This is a genomic window from Tahibacter caeni, assembly GCF_024609805.1.
In the GTDB taxonomy this organism is placed as follows: Bacteria; Pseudomonadota; Gammaproteobacteria; order Xanthomonadales; family Rhodanobacteraceae; genus Tahibacter; species Tahibacter caeni.
Map to the genome: position 1 here is coordinate 1 of NZ_JANFVR010000296.1, position 5983 is coordinate 5983.

A 5983-nucleotide genomic window follows, 5' to 3' on the forward strand; every position below is an offset into this window, starting at 1 on the left:
CCGCGTCCACCGCCGCCGCCGCGCCGGCGGCGCCCCCGCGACTTGCCGTCGCTGTCGTTCCGGGCCGTCTCCGCCGCGGCGGCTTCGGCCGCATCCGCCTGGTCGTCGATCGCGTTCTGCGCGTCGGCCGGATGCGCGGCGCGCTCGCGCCTGGGCGGCGGCACCAGCAGGTCCGGCGTCACCGTCGCGACCGGGATCTTCTGCGAGATGAAGCTCTCGATGTCCGGCAGCCCCATCGCGTAGAGGTCGCAGGCGAAGCTGATCGCATCGCCCTCGGCGCCGAGGCGCGCGGTGCGGCCGATGCGATGCACGTAGTCTTCCGGATCGTTCGGCAGGTCGTAGTTGAAGACGTGGCTGACGGCCGGGATGTGCAGGCCGCGCGCGGCCACGTCGGTCGCTACGAGCACGTCGACCTCGCCGCGCTGGAAGCGCTCGAGCAGCTTCTGGCGCTTCTTCTGCGGCACGTCGCCCGACAGGGCGCCGACGCGGAAGCCATGGCGTTCGAGCCGGGTCGTCACGCGCTCGGCCGCGATCTTGGTGTTCACGAACACGATGCTTCGCTGCACGGCGGGCGCCGACATCAGGTTCAGCAGCAGCGGCATCTTTTCCTCGGTAGCCGGGAAATAGACGCTCTGGCGCACGCGCGAGGCGGTGACCGATTCGGTCTCGACCGACAGCTTCTCGGGATTGTTCATGTGCTCGTAGGCCAGCTCGAGCACGCGGAAACTCAGGGTGGCCGAGAACAGCAGGCCGAGGCGGCGGTCGCGCGGCGGCAGGCGCCGCATCAGGAAGCGCACGTCCTTGATGAAGCCCAGGTCGAACATACGGTCGGCTTCGTCGATGACCATGACGTCGACCGCGCGCAGGCTGAACACGTGCTGCTTGAAGTAGTCGATCAGGCGGCCCGGCGTCGCGATGATGATGTCGACGCCGCCGCGCAGCTGTTCGCGCTGCTTGTCGTAGTCGACGCCGCCGTAGATCAGCGCCGACTTCAGGCCGGTGTGCCGGCCGAGATTGCGGAAATCCTTGTCGATCTGGATGGCCAGTTCGCGCGTCGGGGCCAGGATCAGGCAGCGCGGATCGGTCTCCTTGCGCTCGGCCAGGGCCGGCACGGTCAGCAGCCGCTGCATGGCCGCGACCAGGAATGCGCCGGTCTTGCCGGTGCCGGTCTGGGCCTGCCCGGCGACGTCGCGGCCGGCCAGGGCGACCGGCAGGGTCAGCGCCTGGATCGGCGTGCAACGCGTGAAGCCGGACTCGTGCAACCCGGCCAGCAGGCTGGGGTGCAGGTCGAAACTATCGAAGAAACAATCAGTTAATACTTGCTCGGACATTCATATGGCCAGATGGTCCGGACTCGGCCAGGCATCCAGCCTTATCCGGGGACTTGAGGATCATTCCACAGACCCAACTTGAAACGCGCGAAGGGTTGGGCTCAAATGCCGCCCCTCCCGCCCCTGCCACGCTCCGCCTTGCCCAGCAACGGCCCGAGTGTAGCCTAAACCCAAACATTTCCGCAGCTTGGCGGAAATTCTTAAGACGGAGAATTCCCTTGAGCCAGCTGATCGCCCATACCAGCGACGACACCTTCGAATCCGACGTGCTGAATTCGGCGGAGCCGGTCCTCGTCGACTTCTGGGCCGAATGGTGCGGCCCCTGCAAGATGATCGCGCCGGTGCTCGACGAGCTTGCCGCGAACTACCAGGGTCGCATGAAAGTGGTAAAGGTCAACATCGACCACAACCAGAAGACCCCGCGCAGCTACAACGTGCGCGGCATCCCGACCCTGATGATCTTCAAGAACGGCAAGGTCGAAGCGACCCAGATCGGCGCCGTTTCCAAGACCCAGCTGACCCAGCTGATCGACCGCACGCTCTGATTCACGCAGCCTGCGGGCGGCGCCGGACGCCGCCCGCGGCGGGCGCCGAGTATGCCGCCCCGCGGCGGTTCGCAGAAGTCCGGCGTCGTTCGCCGCGATCCGCGAACGCCTTCCGCAGACGATTCCGCGCCGCGTTCCGCCGCGCTATCCACCCGCCGGTACTTCCGTTTTCCGCACGCGGCGGCATACTGAACGCCTTGTCCGTACACGCTTTACGCGTCCATTCCACAGTGCTAAGTTAGTTCCGGTTTTGCGGGGCGCAGCGCCCCACCCCCTTCCGGTTCATCCCCTGATTCCATCCCGTCGGCATGTCCATGCCGGCCAACGGCGCCCATGCGAGGTTTGCCCGTGTCTGATATCGAGAACAAGGAAAACGGCTCGGCCGCAACGGCCGACGCGCGTCCCGAATCCCCGTCGCCGTCGTCCGCCGCCGAAGCGCGCGCCGCACGCCGCGAAGCGCAGGCCGCCCGTGCCGCAGCGAAAGCCGAGGCCGCCGCCCGCAACGAAGCCGGCAACGAAGCGCCGGCCCGCGAAGAACGTCCGCAGCGCCACGAACGCACCAGCGAAGGCGACCGCCAGCCGAGCAGCGACCTGTTCACCGCGTCGGGTTCCGACGGCAACACGGCGGCGCCGGCCGCCGAGCGCGGCGGCAACGAAGGCGGCAATAACGGCGACAACGCGCAGAACCCGCAGGGCCAGGCGCAGAACAACGGCCAGCAGAGCGGCCAGTACCAGCAGGGCCAAGGCCAGGGCCGCCGCGAAGGCCGCAACCGCAATCGCAACCGGCAGAACCGCCAGCAGCAGCAACAGATGCGCGGCGGCAACTACGAAGACGAGATTCCCGACGAGCGCAACGGCGGCGGCAACGGTCCGCTGATCAACCTGACCGAGCTCAAGCGCAAGCCCGCCGCGGCCGTGCTGGAGATCGCCGAGGGCCTCGGCATCCAGGAAGGCGTCGCGCGTGCGCGCAAGCAGGACGTCATCTTCAACATCCTCAAGGCGCATGCGCGCGCCGGCGGCGGCATCTGGGGCGAAGGCGTGCTGGAAATCCTGCAGGACGGCTTCGGCTTCCTGCGCTCCGGCGACGAGTCCTACCTGGCCGGCCCCGACGACGTCTACGTCAGCCCGAGCCAGATCCGCCGCTTCAACCTGCGCACCGGCGACTACATCACCGGCCGCATCCGTCCGCCGAAAGACGGCGAACGCTACTTCGCGCTGCTCAAGCTCGACGACATCAACGGCGAGCCGCCCGAAGCCTCCAAGAACAAGGTCCTGTTCGAGAACCTCACGCCGCTGTTCCCGCGCAAGGCCTTCCGCCTCGAGCGCGGCAACGGTTCCTCGGAAGACATCACCGGCCGCATCCTCGACCTGATGTCGCCGATCGGCAAGGGCCAGCGCGGCCTCATCGTGTCGCCGCCGAAGGCCGGCAAGACCATGATGCTGCAGAACGTCGCGCAGGCGATCGTGCACAACCATCCGGAAGCGCACCTGATCATCCTGCTGATCGACGAGCGTCCGGAAGAAGTCACCGAAATGGTCCGCGGCGTGCGCGCGGCCGAAGTCATCAGCTCGACCTTCGACGAACCGGCCGCGCGTCACGTGCAGGTCGCCGACATGGTCATCGAGCGCGCCAAGCGCCTCGTCGAGCACAAGCGCGACGTCGTGATCCTGCTCGACTCGATCACGCGCCTGGCCCGCGCCTACAACACCGTCGTGCCGAGCTCCGGCAAGGTGCTGACCGGCGGCGTCGACGCCAATGCGCTGCAGCGTCCGAAGCGCTTCTTCGGCGCCGCGCGCAACGTCGAGGAAGGCGGTTCGCTGACCATCCTCGCGACCGCGCTCGTCGACACCGGCTCGAAGATGGACGAGGTCATCTACGAAGAGTTCAAGGGCACCGGCAACATGGAAGTGCACCTGGACCGCCGCATCACCGAGAAGCGCGTCTATCCGGCGATCAACATCAACCGCTCCGGTACGCGCCGCGAGGAACTGCTGATCGAACCGGACATGCTGCAGAAGATCTGGATCCTGCGCAAACTGCTGCACCCGATGGACGAGCTGGCCGCGATGGAATTCCTGCTCGACAAGATGAAGAACACCAAGTCCAACGACGAGTTCTTCGCGACGATGAAGCGCGGCTGAGGCCTGGCGGATCGGGTAACCCGAAAAAGCGCGGCTCCGGCCGCGCTTTTTCGTTTCGGAGAGCAGGTGCCGCAATCCGCCGGATTCGCCCGCCGATCACGGCAGCCCCAGCGCTCCGGCCGTGGCTTCCGCCGCGGCGCGCGAGATTTCCTGCGGCAGCAGCGCTTCGCGCAGTACCGGCAGCGACTGGCCCAGCAACGCGCGCGCCGCACTGCGGTCGCCCTGGCGCAGGCGCACGGCGGCGAGTTCGCTGCGCGCGATCGCGAGGTCGATCGGCAGGGTCGAGCCGGCTTCGAAGCCGGCGACGGCGATTTCGAGTTCGCGCGCCGCGGTGGCGACGTCACCACGGTCGAGCGCAAACGAGGCACGCGCGCGATGCAGATGCAGCTGGACCGGATGCGTCGGCGCCAGCGCCTGCCACAGCCGTTCGGACTGCTGCAGCAGCGGCAGACCGATGTCGGGCTTGTGCGACTGCCGCGCGAGCAGGGTCAGCTGCCAGACCGTCAGCGCGTATTCCAGTGAATCCTCGCCGTCGAGGCGCGCCGCACGATCGCGCAGATCCTCGAGCTGAGCCCGCGCCGCGGCGATCTGTCCGGCGCGCCCGAGCGTGCGCGCTTCGCTGCGTGCGATGCGCCGGCGGAACTGATCGTCGGCACCGATGCCGCCGTCGTCGAGGATCTGTCGCGCCGCGCGGAACTCGGCCAGCGCCGCGGCGTAGTCGCCGGCGTTCTCGAGTATGCCGCCGAAGTTGCCGCGCGACGTCGCGCGATCGACCGCGCCGTGCAGGCCGGCCGCACGCATGTGCTCGTCGGAGCGGCGCAGGGTCTCGGCGGCTTCGCGATAGCGGCCGAGCTCGTTGAGCACGACGGCCAGGTCGTTGGTCAGCACCATCATGCGTGCGCCGCCGGGATCGACGACGCGCGCCTGCAGCGTGATCGCCTCGCGCAGCAGCGGCTCGGCGGCAGCCGGATCGCCGTTGGTGCTCAGCGCATTGGCGCGCGCGCGCAGCAGCACGACGTGCTCGGGCGACTGCGGCGGCCGCTGCCCGTCGACGCGCGCCAGCGCTTCGTCGAGCACGGCGAGCGCCGCGTCGCGCTCGCCGGCGGTGCCGAGCAGCGCGGCCAGCGGCTGGGCGATTTCCAGATACAGTCCCAGCGGCACGTCCGCCGTGTGCCGCGCGAGCTCCAGTCCCTCGCGCAGCGGCACGAGCGCCTTGTCGTCGTCGCCGTCGCGGTGATAGGCCAGGCCGAGCGCCTGCAGGGTACGCAGCTTCGCGATCGCATCGTCGGGCGCGAACCGCTCGCGCCAGCCGCGGGCGCGTTCGATCGCCTGCAAGGCCGCGGCGACGTCGCCGTCGAGGCCGAGCAGGCTCGCGTATTCGTCGTAGTCCTCGGCCAGACGCAGCGCCTGCGCTTTCTCGTTCGGCTCGACGCCGGCGACGCCGGCGCGCATCAGGGTCAGCGCCTTGGCCACGTCGCCGAGATCCGCGTAGAGGCCGGCGAGCAGACGCTGCATGGACTGCGCGAGCGCCGGATCGGTGCGCGCCGTGAGCTGCGCCTGCGCGGCTTCGAGCAGGCTGCGCAGGCTGACTTCGCGGCTCATCGCATTGCCCGGCGCGGCGGCTTCGAACGCGTCGGTCAGGAAGGTCAGCGCCTCGCGCGCCCGCGCGGCTTCGCGCTCGGACGCGACGAGCGCCTGCTGCGTCTGCGCTTCGGCCGCGATGGCGCGCGCGCGGGCGAGATCGAGGCGCCAGACGAAGACGCCGGCGGCGATTGCTGCCGCGAGCGCCGCCGCAACGCCGAGCCGGTGCCGCTGCAGGAACTTGCGCAGCCGATACAGCCGCGTCAGCCGCGCCGCGCGCACGGGCCGGCCGTCGAGATAGCGCCGGAGGTCGTCGCGCAGCGCGCCGACGCTCGCGTAACGGCGCGCCGGTTCCGCATCGGCGGCCTTCGCGACGACGCCGCC

Annotated in this window: 4 protein-coding genes; 2 read left to right on the forward strand and 2 right to left on the reverse strand. The window is 69.3% G+C overall.

Features of this window, described 5'->3' with window-relative positions:
- Positions 1–1331 (reverse strand): DEAD/DEAH box helicase (locus NON22_RS19110; protein ID WP_257388558.1); only part of this gene is annotated, 1331 nt, incomplete at its 3' end.
- Positions 1332–1549: 218 nt separating this feature from the next.
- Between NON22_RS19110 and trxA the strand changes: the two genes are divergently transcribed.
- Both trxA and rho read left to right on the forward strand, forming a co-directional pair.
- Positions 1550–1876, forward strand: coding sequence for a thioredoxin TrxA (trxA, locus tag NON22_RS19115; RefSeq protein WP_257388559.1), 327 nt, complete (start codon positions 1550–1552; stop codon positions 1874–1876).
- 333 nt (positions 1877–2209) lie between these two features.
- Positions 2210–4018, forward strand: coding sequence for a transcription termination factor Rho (gene rho, locus NON22_RS19120; protein ID WP_425508004.1), 1809 nt, complete (start codon positions 2210–2212; stop codon positions 4016–4018).
- A 96-nt stretch (positions 4019–4114) separates the two neighbouring features.
- Here rho and NON22_RS19125 read toward each other — a convergent pair.
- On the reverse strand, positions 4115–5983 hold a 1869-nt coding region (locus NON22_RS19125; RefSeq protein ID WP_257388562.1), incomplete at its 5' end, for a tetratricopeptide repeat protein.